Raw genomic sequence first — 18,120 nt, forward strand, 5'->3', positions numbered from 1 at the left:
GCAAGCGGTGGACGATGCGCTGGAAGCGGGCCCTCCAGGCGTTCGACATCGCCTTCGACGGCCGCCTCTCAGCAACCCGCATCTGACCCAACAACCACACCAGTTACACCGTTAAGTTGACAGACCCCCTGCCCGCATGGATGCAGCAAGCCAAGAACCGCGACGAGGTACTGCGGGCCATCGCCCGCATCCACGCCTCACTGCTCCGCAACTGATCCAGGAACACTGAGTTCCGATCGAAATGGCTCTCGAACATGACCGCTCGTGGAGGGAAGTACCGGACGCGAGAGCGGCCTTCACTCGATCCTGTGCTCCGTCATAGAGGCTCGAGCGAAGGCCACCCAGGATGAGTCTGCTGCATCACGATGCCCGGGACGAGGCGTTCGACTTCACGTCCCACTTTCGGGAGGACCTCTACACGTGTCTGGCCCGGCGCGGTGACACCTTGTTCGAGCTGTGCGACGCAATGCTCTGCGAGGACGGCCCGGTGACCTCGCCGGTCGACCTGACGCTGCTGGCCGAGCACCGGCGCGGGCACGGCGCGTTGTACGACGCGCTCAACTACGGCCGTATCAACGTGGACGGACTGCGGAAGGCGCTGGCCATGCTGCCGCAGGCCAAGGCCGCGGACGGGCGCCTGGTCCTGGCGGTCGATGTCTCCGCGTGGCTGCGGCCCGACGCGCCGACCAGCCCGGACCGTCTGTTCTGTCACGTCTACGGGCGCTCGGGACGCTCCAGCGACCAGTTCATCCCCGGCTGGCCGTACTCGTTCGTCGCCGCGCTGGAGACGGGAGGCACGTCGTGGTGCCAGCTGCTGGATGCGATCCGGCTCGGTCCCGACGACGATGTCGCCGAGGTCACCGCCGCTCAGGTCCGCCGTGTTGTCACCGACCTGATCGGCCAGGGGCAGTGGGAAGCCGGTGACGAGAACATCCTGGTCGTCTTCGACGCCGGCTACGACGCCCCGCGCATGGCCTACCTCCTCGACGGCCTGCCCGTCGAGGTGCTGGGGCGGATGCGTGCGGACCGTGTCATGCGACGGCCGAGGCCCTCGTTCAAGGAGTACGCCTTGTCCTATCCCCAGGGCGGGCGGCCGCCGAAGCACGGCAAGGAGTTCCGCTTCGCCAGGCCCGATACCTGGGGCGAGCCCGACGCGGCGACCGTGCAGGTCACCGACCGCTACGGCACCGCGAAGGCGATGGCCTGGGACCGTATCCACCCCCGGCTCACCACCCGCAGCGCGTGGATCGACCACGATGGCGAACTCCCCATCATCGAGGGCACCCTGATCCGCCTCCAGGTGGACCGTCTACCCGGCGGAGGCGACCCACTGCCAGTCTGGCTGTGGTCCTCCAAGACCGGCATGACAAGCACAGACACCGACCTGCGGTGGCAAGCCTTCTTGAGGCGCTTCGATCTTGAACATACTTTCCGTTTCGTAAAACAGACGCTCGGCTGGACCCGTCCCAGGCTCCGTACTCCCGAGGCCGCGGACCGGTGGACGTGGCTCGTGATCGCGGCGCATACCCAGCTCAGGCTCACCCGCGAGGCCGCGGCCGATCTTCGCCGTCCCTGGGAGAAGCGGGCCGAGCCCGCCAGGCTCACCCCGGCCCGCGTCCGCCGGGGGTTCAGGAACCTCCGCCCCCACCTGCACAGTCCGGCCCGTGCACCCAAACCCTCAACTCCCGGCCCAGGACGCCCACTTGGCTCGAAGAACCGGCGACCCGCCACCCGTTACGACGTGGGCAAATCAACCAGACGCCCTGAAAGCATCGCTGAACGTAATCAACTCAAAGCTCGCAAACCATAAAAACAAGCTTAGCCCCTCCCCTCGACTGGCCATAAAACCGCAAAAAGGATGTTGACCTGGGCTTCTACGCCATCTACAGCCAACGGAGACCATGCGCCTGGCCGGGACATGGCCACGTGCATGTGGGCGCGTATGCGCAGTTCGTCGGCTCCGGGGCGCGCGTCCACGGTGCGCTGCTTCTCGGATTGTTGGGTTCCCACGCCCGCCGCCCGGTGGTCGGCCCCGAGGTGTGCGCGCTTAGAGCTCCTAACACAACGCTGGTAGCCGTGTCCTCCGGGCGGATGTGTCGGTTGCTTGGGTATGGGCAAGCGGAACCCTCAACCCTGGCTGGTTGGCGATGAGTTGTGGTCGAGAATTGAGCCGTTGCTGCCATCGTCACCCGATGGTCAGCGGCGGCCGGGGCGGAAGAAGGCGTTGGAGGACCGCAAGGTGCTGTGCGGCATCTTGTTCGTCCTCTACACCGGCATCCAGTGGGAATGGCTGCCCGGTGAGCTCGGGTGCGGCTCGGGGATGACCTGCTGGCGGCGGCTGCGGGACTGGAACAACGCCGGGGTGTGGCAGCGGCTGCACGAGGTGCTACTGGACGAACTGCGGGCCACCGACCGTCTGGACTTGTCGCGGGCGGTGATCGACAGCTCCCACGTCCGGGCGCTCAAGGGCGGCCCAAAACCGGACGGAGCCCCGTCGACCGAGGCCGGCCGGGCTCCAAACACCACGTGATCTGCGACGCCACAGGCATCCCCCTGGCCGTCACACTGACCGGCGGCAACCGCAACGACGTCACCCAGCTGATGCCCCTGCTGGAAGCGATCCCGTCCATCCGCGGCAAACGCGGCCGGCCCCGCAAGCGACCGAAGGAGGTCTACGCCGACCGAGGCTACGACCACGACTGCCACCGCCGCCAGGTCTGGGCAAAGGGCATCAAGCCGGTCATCGCCCGACGCGGCACCGACCACGGCTCCGGCCTGGGAACCAAGCGATGGGTCGTGGAACAGACCATCGCGCTCCTGCACTGGTTCGGCCGCCTACGCATCCGCTGGGAAACCCGAGACGACATCCACGAGGCGTTCCTCAAACTCGCCTGCTCACTGATCTGCTGGCGACGCCTGCAAAACACGTTGCGTTAGGGACTCTTAGGCACACGAGAAGGAATCGTAACTACGTACGTTCGAATCTGTGCGTCTGGGGATTCCGGCATCCTTTCGGTGCCTCCTTACGTTGTTGGTGGAGCCCTGGCCGGTGCCCTGGGAAGCGAGCGGCCGGGGCCCACATGTCAGCGGGGTCGGGTTAGGCAGCGTGGGAGGGGTGGGTGCAGGGAGCGCTGTGGAAGTGCCACGAGTGCAGCGGCCCGTGTCCGCACTCGGCGTGCGAGCAACGGCGGTTGACCTGGCCTCGGCCTCGGCACTCGGGGCATTCGTCGCCGAGTTGTACGGCATCGGGCGAGGACCTTGACCTCGGCGCCGATCGCTTCGCCAAGCGTGTCCCCGAATGGGCAATGTGCCGCATGCTCAGGGAAGCCAATAGCCTTGGCCTGACCGTCCGCTTCGAACCGATCACAACAGCCTGAGGTGCACGGTTCACTCTACTTTCGCGTCAGCCTCCGGGGTGCGCTTCCAAGCGACTAGTGCGATGCTGGCGGAGGAGAAGGTCGGGGCGCGGGCGTTCCCGGCAAGTTCACCGTGAAGGTTCTCCTCAACTGGATCGGCTGCCAGGCCGGACACAAGGGTCCACGTGATTACCGACTGGCACCCCAGCGGATCAAGTCTGTGACCTACTGGCTCGCCGTTTCACTTCTCAAATTTCTTCCGAATCTGAGCAAATTAGATTGGTGCCGACTCCGCTGGTCTTGCCACGTCATAAATTCCCAGGTCAAGCTTGTTGTGGGGATGCTTCATAGCTCTGTTATGGATAGTGGCTGAGTGAACGGCAATATTTGAGGGAAGAGTTGAACTGGCTATGCCGTATGCAACTCGTTTCGATCTCACCCAGATGTCTCATGTCGACCGGGAGAAGCCCGATCCAATATCGGGGGCACGGAGTGGGGCTGTCTTTGAGATTCAACTGCCAGTCAAACCTGTTATTTCGTTGCGTTATGTCATGCAGAAATACTGGGTGTATCGCATTTGTCCGGGGATCATCGTCTACCCTGGTCCGCTGTACCTTAGCGGTGAACACGGGTTCGCGGGGGTAAACCCTGATGCTCCTAAAGACTACTTACGCCCGAGTGTCGATCCCGTCCAGCAATATCTGGACAAGGTGGCGGATCTGATTGATGAGCTTCACAGGAATACTGAGGGCAGGGAACTTCTGGAGCAGATCGGACGTATTCGCCCACTTCAACCCAGTGGCCTCATCCCGCCTGGTCAGACGAAAACTATTCTGACTCAAGAGGTGAGTACGTACCAGGGTCGGGGCAATCCTCACTGGGCCGGCTTCGAGGCGGCAGATTCCCGTACCACGGCCCGGGCAGGCCAGGCCGTACTGGTCGATGCTGCAGTCTTGATGATGCCGCAGACGAATGCTGCCCTGACAAGTAGGATCGCAGAAGGTAACTACCAGCGGGTAAATTCTGGTTACGTGAATAGTTATTATATGGCTCCGAAGGAAGCATTGGAAGGCCTGAGTAGACATTTAACTAATTTGCGAGGTATGGCGCCCGGATCGACCGCCGTGAAGGACGAATGGAAGGCTATTACAGAGATATGGGATCCGAAGTCCGCACCCACGGAGAGAATACCGAGAGGAAGTGTAGGGCTGATTGCATACAACCCCCTTCTCACTGCTCGCGGCAAGACAGTGGGCGGTCCGTCGGGAATGCACGATATTATGCCGCTGGAGTTGGGGCTCGGGCATGAGCTGATACACGCGCTTCATGGGCTGACGGGCTGTGGAGCGGGCGGATTTCGAAAAACCGTCGCACCATATTCGGACAGCTCCCTGATGAAGATCTATCAAAGGCTTGTCAGGCCTGGCCCGGATCGGTACTTTCGCATGTCCAAGAAGGAGGAGAAAACCGAAGAGATCTTCACTGGGTCTTCCATCGAGGGAAGGCAGGCGGCACTCAAAGTACTGGGTTCCCGCGACCTCGTCTTGTCGACAGGGGACCGGATCAAGGTCCACGAAGAGGTGTACAGCGCCCACAGGTCGCGGATGCTCATGCAGATGATTGCTGTAGAGCTTCGCCGCCTCAATTTTCCAGATTACTGGCTGGAACTATTCCAGCAGTCAAGCGTGGGCGGGGGCCAGGTCGCACCGGGCCAGAACTCTGAACTTCAGCTCGCTCACCATAGGGCGGCGTATGAGCAGACTGCCTGGAAGTGCGAAGGTCATCTCGCCCTGCAAACCAAACTGCAGAGTCCATGTCGACTTACCTACAAGTTTCCCCTTACAGGATGGGTGAGGCTCGATCCCATCATTCCGATCGGTCAGCTGAGCCGGTCCCATTACCGGCTGCCGCCGGGCGATGACGGATCAGGGCAGTTCACTATTGACAGTGGTATTCCCGGACAGCCGCCGCAGGTTAGGAATTTTTCGAGGATCTGGCTTCCTCACACCCCGTCTCTGATGCCCTACAGTGTGCCTGGCCGGGACTCTTCGAGTTTCCGCGCGGAAGAGCAACCGAAACCAGAAGACGCTTTTGATTGCGACCTACATGCCGAGGTGGAGCTGGAGGAAATTGACATCGAGGATCCTCAGCTGGATCCACTCATCAAAACGGAGGCAACGCTCTGGCAGCAAGCGTGGAAGGAGACGTTCGAGGGAAGCGAGCAGGCCGGGCTTATGACACGGCTGGGCCGCGAGATGACAGGTTTGCCGGGCGGGAGGGGCGTGTGGTCGCAGGCGGGAAGTGTGGTGCCGGGAACGTCGGTGCTGATGAAGGGGGAGTTGGGTGCGGCGACCGGGGCTGTCCACCGGGAGCTGACGGTGGGGGGCGAGGGGAAGGTGGCACGTCTGGAGGAGTTCCGGGCGAAGTTTGGTCCGGGGGGTGAGGGTGTCACTGCGGAGATGACGCTGGCCGCTCTGCAGGCCCCTGGGCTGTTGGAAGATGCTTTTCGTAAGGGGACGCCGCCGTTGCGCAGGGCGGCGGATGTACTGGCGCTCAATCCGCGGTGGTTTAAGCCGGCCACGGCGCTGTATGTGGCAAATGACATTGTGCACGGCGATTTCAAGGCGGCGGGCGAGAAAGTGGTGGAGCTCGGTGCCTGGCTGTCGGCGTTCGCGATGCTGGAGCTGATGGGGGCCGGGCCGGTGGGCTGGGGTCTGGTTGCCCTGTCGATGGCAGCGGATGTCATCAAGCAGAAGTGGGCGGTGGATGCGCAGAGAAAGAAGATCGAGGACGAGGTGATCGCGTGGCTGGAAAAGGAGGTCAAGGCTGACCTCGGCAAGGCCCCCGAGACACTCTGGGCGCAGGCGTTCGGGGACATGGCCACGGCCCTGGGCGGCGAGGCGCTGCGTCTGGAATCGGCCGCTGCGCATGATGCACAGGTCACCATCGCCACCATCGACAATCTGGCAGCACTGGTGCTGCAGAAGGGAGCCGGATTCGCGGAACTGGACAAAGCATGGTGGGACAAGCTCGACCAGGAGATCCAGGCAGCCAAGTGGACTGAGGACCGTAAGACGCTGTACAACGGCTGGCTGTACGGCAGCCCCGGTGCGGTTACCGATGCAGCGCGGCGACGTGTGTACTGCCATCTGAGCGTGTGCCTGTACCGGCAACTGCGGGATGCGGCGGGAAGCAGTGGTCTGAAGATACTTCTCGACGGCCTGGACAATTCTCCGGCGGGACTCCCCGAGAATTACCGGGGCGAGACTCCCCGGACGGGACTCGAGAACTGTTACAAGCGACAGTTGTTGACCGTCGAGGAACTAGCCAAGACCGTCACGGACATTGCGAAGTCAAAAGCCCAGACGAACAACGTGGGCAACATTGCCACTTGGTTGGAAACTGCTCATGCCGACTTCAAGGCAGGTACTCGCCGCATGAGCCAAGTCGTCGGGAACGTGGCATCCTACCCGCAGTACAACAACGTGCCCCCTAAGGGAACAGCGGCATATGCTCAATGGGAGAGATACGGGCAACATATTTACGAGGACACCTTCGTCTACCAGCCGCTCAACCCTAAGGCTGCTGACTCTCTCTCGACGGGGCAGGCCAAAGCCGTAGATAGAGCGAAGCAACGTCAGGGTCTGGAATTCCGTCTCCCCACGGGGTTCTACAAAGACTGGTCAGTGCTCAGTGGCGCGGACCGACCCTTCGAGAGGCTCGATGCAGCCCTATCCATCCCGAAGAGTTCTTCTGGTTATTATATGTTTTCCCGTGAATCTTCCCAGGGGACTTACCGCGAGATCAGTGCGCGGGAGGTCGCTGCTTTCGACTCGGTGACTGGTGAGACGCCGTTCCTGGGTAGTTTCGGGGGTGCGGCCGATTTTAGCTCCTCGATGGTAGACCATGACTGGGGAGAATGGGGGGAGGCGCTCGCGCGCCACCTCTTCTTGAAGGCGCCGCACGAGCGTAAATTCAAGGGTGCGTTCATCCTTAAAAATGGTAGTGCGATTGTGCCCAGTCCTGCAACTTTTGAATTCGGGGAGAAGTATTTCAGTGGTCTGGGCGCGCGTAGGGGGATCAGTCTGCGGAATGTGGACGCGATGATGCCCGATCAGGTGAAGGGGCGGTTCTGGTTCTTCGAGGGCAATCGGTATGTCCATGTCGAGATGGCCACTAGCGAGAAGTGCAAGCGGCGGACTGCGAATACCATAACGCGTGACACCTGGCCAGCTCTATTCGGCAAGTCGCCCGATGGTATCGATAACGACGACTACGACCGGGTCGATGAAGTGATTCCCGTACCAGGGAGCCGTGACTACTACATCTTCAAGGGATCCAGCTACCGACTCATCACCGTCCCTGCAGGAGGCGGGAAGAGCGAGCTGGTATACGGTCCCCTTGCCATCACCTGGGGCTGGCGGGAAATGGTCCCGTCCCCGCTCAGCCTGGTCGTCAGCCTCGGGTCCGTACCCCTGAATCCGGATGCGCAACCACAGCCGCACTTCGCGGCTTACGGCGCGGGCACGGGCAGGGGAACGAAAATAGTGTTTGGCGGCATGTATACCCAGCGCATGACCAACAAGGGCACGACAGATATCAGTGCCGCCACCTGGCCGTCCCTAGTTGCAGGACCTAGCACACCCTCGTTCTATGCAGTAGACGCATTCATGCCTGCGGGTACCGGCTCGGATGAATACTTCGTTTTCAGCGGGACTCATTACCGGCTTATCAAACTTGGGCAGGACAGTCCCATAGTTGGATCCAGCAATATCGCCCAATTCTGGCCATCTCTCGGTCAAGGCGATCCACCTCACTTCACATCTGTCGATGCAGTCCTTCCGGTCCCCGGAGTTGCAAACGAGTACTATGTCTTCTCCGGTGACTCCTTCCGCCGCATCCGACTTGAGGGGCGCCGGGATACTCTGGTTGCTGGCCCGGGGAAGATTAATCAAGGCGTGCTGTGGCCTGAGCTGGCGAATGCGGCTTTCACTCGCATCGACGCGTTCATGCCAGTTGAGAAGTTTGAGGGATCGAGCCGGACGTATCATGTTTTCTCCGGCGACAAGACGGTGCAGGTGGGGTATGAGCCGGATACGACGGCTGATCTCATCGGGCTCCACTGCTGGTCACTCCAGGAAGGCCTTCTGGCTTCCCTGACGCAATACCTGGACCGCCAGGCTCCGACGACTCAACAGCCCACAGAGAAAACCCCTCGCGCTCTCAAAAACCTGGAGAAGGATCGCGTGGTAGCTGCTATCCGGAAGGCCCTGAAAACCCTGTGGGATCCCGGCACCTGGTCCTTCAAAGACACAGCCTTCGGCAAGCCTAACGGGGAAATCGACCGCGATAAGGTAAAGTCCGAGCTTGCGAAATATTTCCCCGAGTCGGTGCGCACGGCGCTACTGACCCCAGCATTTTCCGGTGAGCTGCCCCGCCAAATAGCCCAGGACGCAACGGACATCCTCAAGGCTACCGTTGCCGATCAGCAGCGTCTGCGTGAAGAGCGGGCGAAGGCGGCGGTCGGGCGTCTGGAGACGGCCCTGAAGGACTGGCAGGCAGCGGTGGAGGACGTCCTTGAGGCCGGCGCAACTGCCGACCAGCACTATGACGACGCGAGCAAGGAGAAGTGGGACGAGGAGGAATGGGCCACGGCGCGGGTTCAGGAGTGGAGCGACTTCCACGCGAAACTGAGTTCGGCGTGGGCCAATCTTAAGAAGGGGGGCAGGGAACCGGAACCGGAACCGGAACCGGAACCGGAATCGGGGATCTTTGCCGTTGCTGACCGCCTGGCCGATCCCGATGCCGGGGCACTCGCCACTGCCCTGGGTGCCCGACTGCAGGACACGCTCGAACACCTCTATCGCCAAAGCATTGACATCCGGGCCAAGAAACCCTGAGCCTTTTCAGAGTGGCCACTGTTTCCGGATTGATTTCGAGCTCATGTCCTACCTCGGTGACGGTCTGTTCCAGACGATCCTATTGGACGCCTGTCCGGAAACGTCGGGGCGCTTCACACGATCCGGTCGAAGGGGGTTGCTGGAGATTGGCTGCCCGGTGCTCCGTGTCCGGCGTGACTTGTTCAGGGTGCGAGCCGGAGATCCATCAGGGCCGCAAGTCCGCGGTTGGTGCGGTCGAAGTCCATCCGTACTTGTGCGATGTCCTTCAGGTCTACACCTTTGAAGTGGTCCAGGGGGATCCGTATGTCGTTGAGGATGAACAGCTTCAGGCCCTCCGGGTCCGTGCTGGTCTGCGGAGCGTCGACGGCGTGGCTGTACCGTGACACGGGCAACGAGGCCCTGCGGCCCTTGGTGTCGATCAGGCGCAGGGAGAAGTCCTGCGCGGCTTCCGCCGGATTGCGCCGGTCGGTCGGGTCGACGGCAGCGCGTAGCCTCAGCGTCGGGTAGGCGCTGAAGTTCCGGAACTTCAGCGGTATGTCGTTGTACAGGGTTCCCCCGCGCCGGTCCCAGCTGGCCTTCAGCATGGTGGGGCCTCCGCCCAGCACCGGCATGGTGTGACCATAGTGGACGTCGTACGCTGCGTCGTGCCCCCCGGCCAGGCCGCTCGGCCACTTCGAGGGATCCAGCTCCTCCTGGCCGATGTCCTCAAACCGGGGCTGCACACACATCTTTGTTTTCAGCCCGCCGTCCGCCCTTACCCCACCGCCAAGCTGGTTGCTCGTCAGGCTCTGCTGCTCAGCGAACCTGTTGATGTCCCGCCGCTGTGCCGCCGGTGCCTGGTACGTGACCTGGACTTCTCCTGCCGGGGTGTGGACTGGGGCTGCGCCGGTGAGTATCGCGTCCTGGCTCTTGTCGGCCTTCAGATGCCGTGCGAAGAAGGCGCCGACGTATTGGCCGGCGATCTCGCGCTGTCGGTTCTCGCTGAGCCGGTTCGCCGCCCCGGGCTCGCACCCGGAACCCGGCTTGGCGATGGCCGCGTCGTCCTTGGCCCCGGGGAGCTGGCTGCTGGGGGACCATGTGGTGTTGAAGAAGTTGTGATTGCCGCCCGGCACGGTGAACACGTACTTCGGCCCGGGGCCGGACAGGTAGCGGCTCTTGTCGAAGTGCCGCATCGCGTTCAGGTCTTTCAGATCGCCGTCGCAGGTGGGCAGCATCACCGCCAGGGGCTGCTTCAGCGCGGCAGGTTCCCCCATGGAACCCGGTGCCATGAGGAAGAGAGCCTTGACGGGCGCCTTGATCTGCTCGATGTCCGAGTTTCCTGCCGCTGCCAGGGCAGCCGCCTCGCCGCCCTGGGAATGGCCGAACAATCCGATGCGCTTCAGGTCGGCGACACGGGCGAAGGCACGATCGGCACTCGGGGTCTGCCACTTGCGCCACAGCGCGAGATGTTGATTGATCATCTTCCCGCCGAGTACCTCGGCCGCCCCGGCGGCCGTCAGGCCGTTGATGCCGATCGACACCACCACATTCCCCCGTGCGGCCAGTTCCCTGCCCAGATAGTCGTAGCCGCTGTGGCTGGGGAGCGGCTGTGCACCCGTCGCACAGGGCCAGGCCACAGAGGACTCCCCTCCCACTGCGCAGGTGTCATGACCGCCGTGCAGCATGACGATGACGGGAAACTTCTTGCCCGGCGCGTCCTTGGGATGGTGCGCGACCCCTTGGATCTCGGCCTTGACGTCGTCCTCGAAGGCGGTCGATCCCAGGTCGTAACTATCTCGTGCGACGGGGTAGCGCTGGTCGGCGCCAGGCCGTCCCGGGACCGGCGCCGTAGGCTCTGCCTGGCTCGCCTGGGCCGGTACGGCAGCGCCGAGGACAGCTGCGACGCTCAGGAACGCGAGTACCGACCGGAGCGGGCGTGGACCGGGAACGGACATGGGAACCTGCCTTTCGAGCACGGGTATGTCGGTGGCCACACGCTGCCGTCGTCACATCATGACAACCTCATCGGCACTTCATGGCCGCGTCACAGCGGTGCACCGAGAGGCGGTTGGCCGTCATGAGCGCTCTCTCCTGCCAGCGAGAGCGGTGGAGCTGTTACGCACCCATGAAGTAGCGATGCGGTTGTCATGATCTATGCGCGGCAGCCTGCAGGCATGCGAAAAATCATTCGTTTGCGGGCTGCTCGACCCGGCGTGCTCGCCTTGCTTCCTGCCCTCTTCATCGTCACCGCCTGCGGCGGCAACATCACCTCCAACGACGGTGTGGCCACCGCGGAGTCCTCCTCAGCCAAGGGCAGCGACAAGGACCAGCCCGGCACAGGCGCCGACCAGGCGGCACAAAAGAGGTTGCAGGATGCGTACCTCTCCTGCATGCGCAAGAACGGGATCAACTTGCCCGACATCAAGCCCGGGCAGGGGCTGGAAAAGCCGAGTGCGGATTCCGGGTATTACGACTCCGATGGTGAGAACGGCGTCTCTGAGCTGGGCCACAAGGCCGACAAGGCGTGTGAGCCCGATCGGGTCAAGATGGCCGAAGCAAATGACAAGCTCGCTGCTGACCCGAAGGCGGAGGCTGAGGGCAAGAAGAAGCTCCAGAAGTACGCCGACTGCCTGCGCAGCAAGGGTGTCAAGGTCAACGACCCCAAGGACAGCGGCGCACTGTTCGACGACGCGGGCAAGGCGCTGGAAGACTCCGAGTTCAAGGCCGCCGATCCGGTCTGCCGCCAGCAGGCGTACGGCAATGACGGGGCGCAGGAATGACCAGACCCCCACGCAAGGCGGTGCTGTGCGTGGCATCCGTGATGCTGGTGCTGGCCGTCGGGGGCGGCGCCTATGCCGTGTACGGCACCGGCGGAGATGCGAAACCTGCTGCGAGCAGCGCCCCGACGGCCACCGCGAAGGTGACGAGGTCCGATCTCGTCACCAGCACGTCGTTCTCCGGAACCCTCACCTACGCCTCACAGCGCGATCTCAAGGCCAGTGCCGCAGGCACCGTCACCGCACGGCCGCCGAAGGCCGGCGACACGATCCGCCGTAATCAGCCGCTGTACGAGGTGGACCGGGTGCCGGTGGTGCTCTTCTACGGCGAGGTGCCGATGTACCGGGAGTTGAAGAAGGGCGTGGACGGCATCGATGTCGTCCAGCTCACCGAGAATCTGCGAGCGCTGGGCTACTACGGTGTCTCCAGAGCGGGTAAGTTCGATGCCGGCACAGAAGCCGCCGTCAAGCGCTGGCAGAAACGGCTGGGCGTCGAGCAGACCGGGGTGGTGAAACCGGAGCACCTGGTCTTCCTGCCCGGTGAGGTCCGCGTGGCCGACACCAAGGCGCAGTCCGGCGACAAGATCGAGGCCAACGCTCCGGTGCTCACCCTGAGCTCGGACAAGCGGGTCGTCACCGCGCAGGTCGAGGACGCGATGCGCGCCAAGCTGAAGCAGGGCTCGTCGGTGAAGGTCTCCGTTCCCGGTGCCGGTGAGAAGCCGGGCCGGATCACCGAGATCACGCTGGCTGCGGCCGAGAGCAGTGACGGTACTCAGACCGGAGCGGCATCCGTGGAAAAGCCCAAGGCCACGGTCGAGATCGCCCTCGACGGTAGGGTCGAGGCATCGGTGCAGGACCGACTGCCGGTCACGGTGGCTTTCGCCGACCAAGTGACCAAGGACGCACTGACCGTGCCGGTCGAAGCACTGGTAGCGCTGCGTGAAGGCGGGTACGGCGTACAAGTCGTCACGGGCTCGGCCAAGAAGACGGTGCAGGTCACGCCCGGTACCTACGCCGACGGCAAGGTCGAACTCACGGGCTCCGACCTGACCGAGGGCGCCCTGGTGGAGGTGCCCTCGAAATGCCCCTCGAGCCGGTCATCAACCTGTCCGACGTGGTGAAGTCCTACGGTGACCTCACCGTCCTGCACGAAGTGGATCTCCAGGTGCGACGCGGTGAGCTGGCGGCCATCGTAGGCCCCTCGGGATCGGGGAAGTCCACTCTGCTCAACCTGATCGGCACTCTGGACCGTGCCACCTCCGGCACGATCCGGGTGGCCGGGCAGGACGTGGGGGTACTCGACGACCAGCAGCTGTCCGCACTCCGTGCGCGGCATCTGGGCTTTATCTTCCAGCAGTACCACCTGGCACCAGGGCGCAGTGCCCTCGACAACGTCGCCGACGGCATGCTCTACGCCGGACTTCCACAGCGTGAGCGCCGCGAGCGGGCCGCGGTTGCGCTGGAGCGCGTCGGGCTCGCCCACCGTGCCCGGCACCGGCCGTACGAACTGTCCGGTGGGGAGAAGCAGCGGGTGGCGGTGGCCAGAGCGGTGGTCGGCGAGCCGGACCTGATCCTGGCTGACGAGCCCACCGGCGCGCTGGACACCAAGTCCGGGGAGTCCGTGATGGGCGTCCTGCGTGACCTGAACGCCGACGGGGCCACCATCGTGATCATCACGCATGACCAGGAGATCGCGGCCTGTCTGCCCCGTCAAGTGTGGGTCCGCGACGGCGAGATCGTCGATGACTGCGGACCGGTGATCGCGGCGTGAGTGACGTTTCGCTGCACCCCGCCCGGCTCGGCGCGCGTGACGTCCTGCGGGTCGGCGCGGTCGGGCTGCGTACCCGCCCGGTGCGCGTCTTCCTGTCCGCGTTGGGCATCGCGATCGGCATTGCCACCATGGTGGCCGTCGTCGGCATCTCCACTTCCAGCAAGGCCGACCTGATGACCAAACTCGCCCGCCTCGGCACCGACATGCTCACCGTCGAGGCGGGCGCGCCCCTGGACGGCGGGGACGGGGCACCGAAGCTGCCCAAGGAAGCGGTGGAGATGGTGTCCAGAATCGGACCCGTGCACAAGGTCAGTGCGATCGCGCTGCTCAAGGACACTACGATCCGCCGGAACGAGCTGGTTCCCGCCGAACGCAACGGCGGGATCAACGTGATGGCGGCCGACCTGGACCTCCTGGGTGCGGTCAGCGGCGGCATGGCGCGCGGCCGCTGGCTCACCTCCGCCACAGCCGCCTACCCGACAGTCGTCCTGGGCGCGTCGACGGCGACGCGGCTGGGCGCCTCGCCCGGTGAACTGGTCTGGATCGGCGAGGACCGTTTCACGGTCATCGGGGTGATGCAGCCCCTCGAACTCTCCGTGGACCTCGACACGGCGGCCTTTGTCGGCTGGGAGGCGGCAGAAAAGCGCCTGGGTTTCGACGGGCATCCGACCCGGCTCTACGAACGCTCTAACGACGAAGCCGTCGCCTCGGTCCGTGCTGTCCTCACTCGCACGGTCAACCCCCAGGCACCCGAAACCGTCCAAGTCAGCCGTCCCTCCGACGCCCTCACGGCGAAGGAGGCCGCCTCCGGTTCCCTGACCGGCCTCATGCTGGGCCTGGGCGCGGTGGCGCTGCTCGTCGGTGGGGTCGGGGTCGCCAACACCATGGTCATCTCGGTACTCGAACGCCGCCAGGAAATTGGCCTCCGCCGCTCCATGGGGGCGACCCGCGGCCAGATCCGCATCCAGTTCCTCACCGAGGCCCTGCTGCTCTCCGGGCTAGGCGGCGTGGCCGGTGCCCTGCTCGGCGCCCTCGCCACCTTCGGTTTCGCGGCCGTCCAGGGATGGCCGACGGTGGTACCCGCCTGGGCGCTCGGAGGCGGGCTCGGTGCCACGGTCGTCATCGGTATGGTCGCCGGTCTCTACCCGGCTGTCCAGGCCTCGAGGCTTTCACCGACCGAGGCGCTCAGCTCAAGCTGACGGGCCCGGCGCGGTGGGATAGTCGGCACAGCGGTGCGGTCCGCTGCGCCGTCCTCCGCCGCTGAGCGTCACCTCCACCTGGGCGATGTCTCCCCGCCGTACGGCCTCCGTACTCCAGACGGTGCACACCAGTTGCCCCACGGCGAGTTTCTTCAACCCGGACACGTCAAGGGGCAACTCCAGAGTGAGCGGCCCCTCGTCCCTTCCTCGTACGATCAGCCGCGGCAGATGGCCGGTCGGCATCTCGGGCAGCGCCGTGTCCAAGTTGGTGGCGCGTACGACCTCGTTCGGCCCAGCGAGCAGCGACCGTACCGCCTGCTCGGAGGAGGGTTCCGAGGGTTGCTTGGCGTACTCGGCCCCCACGGCGGCACGCAGACGACCGTCGTGAGTGACCCAGTACAGCCGGGGGATCGCCGTCACCTCCGCCGGTATACCGCCGAGTTTGTAGGGCCCGGCTGCACCGATCCCGCAGCCGGTCGCCAACAGGCCGCTCACCAGCAGAACCCAGGGTCTCCTCATGATCCTGCCTCTTCGTCATTCCGCTCCGGACCCTGGAGAGGCAGTCGCACCGTGAACTCCGCGCCGCCCTCCGGCCGGTTCGTTGCCGTCAGTTCGCCGCCGTGCAGCCGCACGTTCTCCCACGCGATGGCAAGCCCCAGCCCACTCCCCTCAGACCTCGACCGCGCGGTGCCCGCCTTGTAGAAGCGTTCGAAGAGATGTGGCAGGGCGTCCCCAGGAATACCGGGCCCGCTGTCGGCAACCTCGATCACCACATCCTCCGCCTCGCACCGCAGTGTCACCGTTACCGGCTCGCCGCCGTGCCGCAGAGCGTTACCCACCAGGTTGGCCACGATCACATCCAGGCGGCGAGGATCCAACCGGGCTCGTACCCCTTCCCGGAAACAGGTTCGCACATGGTCTTGCCAGCCTCTGGACCGCGCCGTGGCCATGATCTGCCGGGCCACGTCCAGCTCCTTGCGCCGCAATTCTGCGGCCCCCGCGTCGAAGCGGGAGATCTCCATCAGCTCCTCGACCAGCCGCACCAGTCGTCGCGTCTCCGACCCCACCAGCCCGGCAGCCGTCGCGGCATCACCCCGCATACTGGGGGCCTCCTCTCCCAGGACGTCCGTCACCGCGGTCATGACCGACAGCGGGGTGCGCAGCTCGTGCGAGACATTGGCGGCGAACCGCCGCGCCTTGGCTTCCATGTCCCGCAGTTCCTCGACAGTGGACTCCAGCTCCTGCGCTGATCTGTTGAACGTGTCAGCAAGATCGGCCAGTTCGTCCCCTCCCTTCACGGTCACCCGGGTACCCAGCCTTCCCTCGGCGAGCTCCCTGGCTGCTCGGCCCAGGTCCCGTACCGGCCGCAGCACCCGCCGCGCGGACAACAGGGCGAGCAGGATCGCCGCCAGCGCAACCGGCAGCGCGCCGTTACGCGCCGCGTCCAGGACGGCCGTGGTGTCTTCCTGCTCGGTACGCAGTGACGCCGTCAGATACACCTCGACCGGTTCGGAGGCCTTCGCCCCTGCAGGCTGCTTCACCTTCAGGGACGCACCGGCCACCAGCCACGGGACACCACGGTCGACCACCCGTTGATAGGCATAGCCGCTCTGACCGCGCACTCGGCTGCGCAGTTCGTCCGGGACCGGCACCCCGGACGCTGACGCGTCCCCTGCCGTCTGGCCGGAGCTGTGAACGACCCGCACACTCGCTTGCCGGGTACGGGGGACGAGCTGATCCATGAAACGGGCCAGATCGGCCTCACTGGCAGGCCAGGACAGACCGGGGGTAAGAGCGGCGACCTGGCTGCGGAAGTCGCCGGTAAGGACCGACTGGGACCGCTCCAGGATGCTGCTGCGCGCCTGCCGGTAGGTGAGGACGGCCGTCGCCACCGTGCTGAACGCCGCCATTAGCACGAACGCAGTCATCAGCCGGGCCCGCAACCCCCGAAACCTTCCCGAACGGGCTGTCACAGTGGTCCGAAGCGATAGCCGAAACCACGGACGGTCTGCACATAGCACGGCGCACCCGGCACATCCTCGAGCTTGAGCCGCAGACGCTGCACGGCCGCATCGACCAGACGGTGTTCGAAAACCCGGTCGTAGCCCCAGACCACCTCCAGCAGCTCCTCCCGGCCGAAGACCCGGCCCGGATCCGCACTGAGCGTCAGCAGCAGCCGCAACTCGGTCGGCGGCAGTGCCATCACCGCCCCACCCTTGCTCACCACCAGCGACGCACGGTTGATGATCACATCACCGTGCTGCTCGCTGGGATCCCGGGGTGCCGGGTCACTACGGCGCAGAACCGCGCTGATGCGCGCTGACAGCACACGTGGCTCTACGGGCTTCACGACGTAGTCGTCGGCACCCGCCTCAAGGCCGGCGACCACGTCGATGTCATCACCGCGCGCGGTTAGCATCAACAGCGGCACGGGCCCAGCCGCCCGGATCCGGCGGCATACCTCGAACCCATCCATTCCCGGCAGCATCAGGTCGAGCACCACGACTTCGATTCCGCCGGCACCAAGGCGCCGCAGCCCCTCCTCACCGCTGCCGCAGGCAGCCACCTCATGCCCCATCCGCCGCAGTGCCATCTCCAGGCCGATACGCAAGGCAGGGTCATCTTCGATCAAGAGCACGTGAGGCATGCGGACATTATGGGCATGGGCGCTATCTATCGCGGCGTTCTTCAAAGCAAGGAGAGGTGGAGGACCACTGGAGATATGCAAGAGGTCTCGGGGCCGATCTCACGAACGAGGGCAAGGCCATCGACCAGTTCATCAGGCTCAACAAGCTCGGGGACCTGTCTGCCATCCCTGCCGACCGTCTCACGGCGCTGGCCTGCTGACGGTGGGCTCGCCCTCGGAGTCGGTTCAGGCGGCCTTGGCACGGACCGAGAAGGCGTGGGGTATCAGGCCAGCGTCAGCGGTGTCGAAGGACACGCCTAGTACTCCAGTTGCAGTTCGCTATTTGCGCTGGTCAGGGGCGTCTTCTTGAGTGTAGCGAGCTGACGTGCCGTCATGTGGCGGTTGTTCGTGACCGGTCGCGCTTGACCGCTGTTGTACTGATCATGCAAGACGATGTGCGGCCTGACGTGTGGGCGGGCGAGCTTGAAGAGGTGCTGCTGCGGGTCGGTCAC

The 18,120-nt window shown here is 64.5% G+C and carries 12 protein-coding genes; 7 read left to right on the plus strand and 5 right to left on the minus strand.

The annotated features are described in order from the left end of the window. Nucleotides 1-346 precede the first annotated feature (346 nt). The 3 genes from ACLJT4_RS41360 to ACLJT4_RS41370 all read left to right on the plus strand — a co-directional run bounded on the left by ACLJT4_RS41360 (nt 347) and on the right by ACLJT4_RS41370 (nt 9,256). Entirely contained in the window at nt 347-1,810 is a 1,464-nt protein-coding gene (locus ACLJT4_RS41360) for an NF041680 family putative transposase (protein ID WP_411130273.1), read from the plus strand. 300 nt (nt 1,811-2,110) lie between these two features. Further along, a protein-coding gene (locus ACLJT4_RS41365) for an IS5 family transposase (RefSeq protein WP_411130274.1) occupies nt 2,111-2,937 on the plus strand; the annotation gives its coding sequence in 2 pieces (ribosomal slippage) (nt 2,111-2,446 and nt 2,449-2,937; 825 coding nt in all). Between the two features lie 829 nt (nt 2,938-3,766). Further along, nucleotides 3,767-9,256: a hypothetical protein gene (locus ACLJT4_RS41370; protein WP_411130275.1), complete on the plus strand. Its 5,490-nt coding sequence runs from the start codon at nt 3,767-3,769 to the stop codon at nt 9,254-9,256. 182 nt (nt 9,257-9,438) lie between these two features. On the opposite strand, the gene ACLJT4_RS41375 is transcribed toward ACLJT4_RS41370, so the two are convergent. Further along, entirely contained in the window at nt 9,439-11,229 is a 1,791-nt protein-coding gene (locus ACLJT4_RS41375; protein ID WP_411130277.1) for a hypothetical protein, read from the minus strand. Between the two features lie 153 nt (nt 11,230-11,382). Between ACLJT4_RS41375 and ACLJT4_RS41380 the strand changes: the two genes are divergently transcribed. Genes ACLJT4_RS41380 through ACLJT4_RS41395 form a run of 4 tightly spaced genes read left to right on the plus strand, consistent with a single transcriptional unit; the run spans nt 11,383 to nt 14,982 of the window. After that, nucleotides 11,383-12,015 carry a hypothetical protein gene (locus ACLJT4_RS41380; RefSeq protein WP_411130278.1) on the plus strand — a complete coding sequence of 211 codons (633 nt, stop codon included), beginning with the start codon at nt 11,383-11,385 and terminating at the stop codon, nt 12,013-12,015. A 29-nt stretch (nt 12,016-12,044) separates the two neighbouring features. Beyond that, the gene (locus ACLJT4_RS41385; protein ID WP_411130280.1) at nt 12,045-13,133 is read left to right on the plus strand and encodes a peptidoglycan-binding protein; all 1,089 of its coding nucleotides are present in this window, start codon (nt 12,045-12,047) and stop codon (nt 13,131-13,133) included. Continuing rightward, nucleotides 13,094-13,783 (plus strand): ABC transporter ATP-binding protein, encoded by a 690-nt coding sequence (locus ACLJT4_RS41390; RefSeq protein ID WP_411130282.1) that lies wholly within the window; start codon nt 13,094-13,096, stop codon nt 13,781-13,783. The genes ACLJT4_RS41385 and ACLJT4_RS41390 overlap by 40 nt, the downstream gene beginning before the upstream one ends. Continuing rightward, nucleotides 13,780-14,982, plus strand: coding sequence for an ABC transporter permease (locus ACLJT4_RS41395; RefSeq protein WP_411130284.1), 1,203 nt, complete (start codon nt 13,780-13,782; stop codon nt 14,980-14,982). Before ACLJT4_RS41390 ends, ACLJT4_RS41395 begins: the two co-directional genes overlap by 4 nt. Here ACLJT4_RS41395 and ACLJT4_RS41400 read toward each other — a convergent pair. From ACLJT4_RS41400 to ACLJT4_RS41415, 4 genes are all read right to left on the minus strand, one after another. Beyond that, nucleotides 14,974-15,501: a GerMN domain-containing protein gene (locus ACLJT4_RS41400; protein ID WP_411130285.1), complete on the minus strand. Its 528-nt coding sequence runs from the start codon at nt 15,499-15,501 to the stop codon at nt 14,974-14,976. The two genes, ACLJT4_RS41395 and ACLJT4_RS41400, sit on opposite strands and share 9 nt — an antisense overlap. Then, complete coding sequence (locus ACLJT4_RS41405; RefSeq protein WP_411130286.1) at nt 15,498-16,910, minus strand: sensor histidine kinase; 1,413 nt, start codon at nt 16,908-16,910, stop codon at nt 15,498-15,500. Before ACLJT4_RS41405 ends, ACLJT4_RS41400 begins: the two co-directional genes overlap by 4 nt. A gap of 41 nt (nt 16,911-16,951) precedes the next feature. Next, a complete protein-coding gene (locus ACLJT4_RS41410) occupies nt 16,952-17,629 on the minus strand; it encodes a response regulator (protein ID WP_411130287.1) in 678 nt (225 codons plus the stop codon). A 296-nt stretch (nt 17,630-17,925) separates the two neighbouring features. Further along, a partial coding sequence (locus ACLJT4_RS41415; protein WP_411130289.1) for a hypothetical protein occupies nt 17,926-18,120 on the minus strand: 195 nt, incomplete at its 5' end.

The organism is Streptomyces sp. x-19 (assembly GCF_046549115.1).
GTDB classification, from domain to species: domain Bacteria; phylum Actinomycetota; class Actinomycetes; order Streptomycetales; family Streptomycetaceae; genus Streptomyces; species Streptomyces albulus_C.